Source organism: Pseudarthrobacter sp. AL07, assembly GCF_029960665.1.
Taxonomy (GTDB): Bacteria; Actinomycetota; Actinomycetes; order Actinomycetales; family Micrococcaceae; genus Arthrobacter.
Genome location: NZ_JASBRB010000066.1, coordinates 1 through 2,047 on the forward strand (window position 1 = coordinate 1; position 2,047 = coordinate 2,047).

At 68.2% G+C, this 2,047-nt stretch carries 2 protein-coding genes; one reads left to right on the top strand and one right to left on the bottom strand.

All coding sequences use genetic code 11. The features are described from left to right. Positions 1-1,391 (bottom strand): mercury(II) reductase (gene merA / locus QK290_RS18375; RefSeq protein WP_282332105.1); only part of this gene is annotated, 1,391 nt, incomplete at its 3' end. Between the two features lie 277 nt (positions 1,392-1,668). On the opposite strand from merA, the gene QK290_RS18380 reads away from it, so the two are divergent. Next, positions 1,669-2,047 (top strand): heavy metal-responsive transcriptional regulator (locus QK290_RS18380; protein WP_282332107.1); only part of this gene is annotated, 379 nt, incomplete at its 3' end.

A 2,047-nucleotide genomic window follows, 5' to 3' on the forward strand; every position in this document is an offset into this window, starting at 1 on the left:
GCGATCTTGATTCCTTCGGCCATGGTCAGGTACGGGCTCCACAGGTTTGCCACCTGCTTCACGGTCATTCCGGCTTCCAGGATGTAGACCCCGGCGGCGGCCAGGTCCCCGGCGTCCTTCGCGACGGCCGTGATTCCCACAATCCGCCCGGTGTCGGCGTCTGCGACGATCTTGATGAAGCCGCGGGTGTCCCTGTTCACCAGGGCTCGGGGCACGTACTCCAGAGGCAGGACCCGGCACTGACACCGGATGCCGGCGTCGTTGGCTTCCTTGTCCGTCATGCCGACCGCGGCCAGGGCCGGGCTGGTGAAGGTGACCCGGGGCAGGTGCCTGTAGTCGACCTCGCGGCCGGCGTTGTTGAAGGCGTTCTCCACCACCAGGGAGCCGTGGGCGGCTGCGACATAGACGAATTCGCGGTGTCCGGTCACGTCTCCGGCGGCCCAGATCCGGTCATTTGAGCTGGCCAGCCGGCTGTCGACCAGGATCTCGCCGCTGTCCCCGGTCTTGACGCCGACCATGGCCAGGTTCAGGCCCTCCGTGACCGGTCGGCGTCCCGTGGCGACCAGCAGCCGGGCGGCCCGGAATTCCTCCTGCCCGCCGGAGACGGCCGCGGTCGCGACGATCCCGCCGGTGGACGGGTCCGTACGTACGGAGGACACGGCCGCGCGGCGGACTACGCGGATACCCTCGTCTGCGAAGACACCCATCAGGGCGCTCGACGCATCCGGTTCCTCGGCCGAGGCCAGCCGGGAGCGGACCAGCATGGTCACCTTCGACCCGAGCCGGGCGAAAAGCTGGGCCTGTTCCAGGGCCACGTACCCGCCGCCGATGACCAGCAGTGACTCGGGGACTTCCTCGAGTTCCATCGCGGTGGTGGAGGTCAGGTAGTCCGTGTCCTGCAGTCCCTCGATCGGTGGCGCCCACGGCGCGGACCCGGTGGCCACCAGATAGTGCGCGGCCCGGATCGATTCCCGGGCCCCGTCGGCTCCGGTGATTTCCAGGACCGGATCGTTCGGGGTGCCGGCGAACACGGCATTGCCCTGGCGCAGCTCCCAGCCGTAGTCCGCGATCAGGTCCACGTATTTGTCCGAACGCATCGTCTCCACCAGGGAACGCTTCCCGCCGATCAGCCCGGCCATGTCCACCGGAGCCGCGGAGGTGCTGATGCCGGGGAACCGGCCTGACGCGTCCAGGGCGACGTGGCGTGCCTCTGCGGCGGCGAGGAGTGCCTTGGACGGCACGCATCCGGTGTTCACGCAGGTCCCGCCGACGGTGGAACGCTCGATCATCAGGACGCGTTTGCCCAGGTTGGTCGCCCGGATCGCGGCCGCGAACGCTCCGCCGCCGGAGCCGATGACGGCCAGGTCGAAATCGGGTGTTGGTTCAGTCATGAAATCCTCCAAAGTCGTTCAGCAGCGCCGTCCCGCAAGCCCGCGACGGTGCCTCGTGTGTGGGTCTGCCCCCAGTCTGCACCTTCCACCAAGGGGGAAGGTCAAGAGGCGTACCCGCACCCGCAGGGAACCGCGGAGCCCTGACCCGCCTTCACTCACCCGAAAAGGTGGGCTTCCCTAGGCCCGGGGCGGCGCACACAGGTTTCCTGTGCCCGTTCTTGACCTTCCACTAAGCTGGAAGGCCAAGAGGGAAATCCCCCGGGACAAGAGGTGCATGATGCGTGTTGGCGAAACCGCCGCAGCTGCCGGATTGACGGCGAAGACCCTGCGGTTCTACGAGGCCCGAGGCCTGCTGCCGGCCGCCGAAAGGGCACCGAACGGATACCGCGACTACCCCCACGAGACGGTCAGCCGGCTGGAGTTCATCCGCCGCGGCCGCACCGCCGGGCTGACACTGGCCCAGATCGGAGACATCCTCTCCATCCGGGACATCGGCCAGGCCCCCTGCGTACACGTGACGGATCTCCTGGCCAAACAGCTCCGCGACCTCGACACCCAGATCGCAGAACTCACCGCACTGCGGGCAAACGTCGCCGAACTCCATCACGCCGCGGCAGCAGGGGACCCCGCCGCCTGCGACCCCGAACGCATCTGCA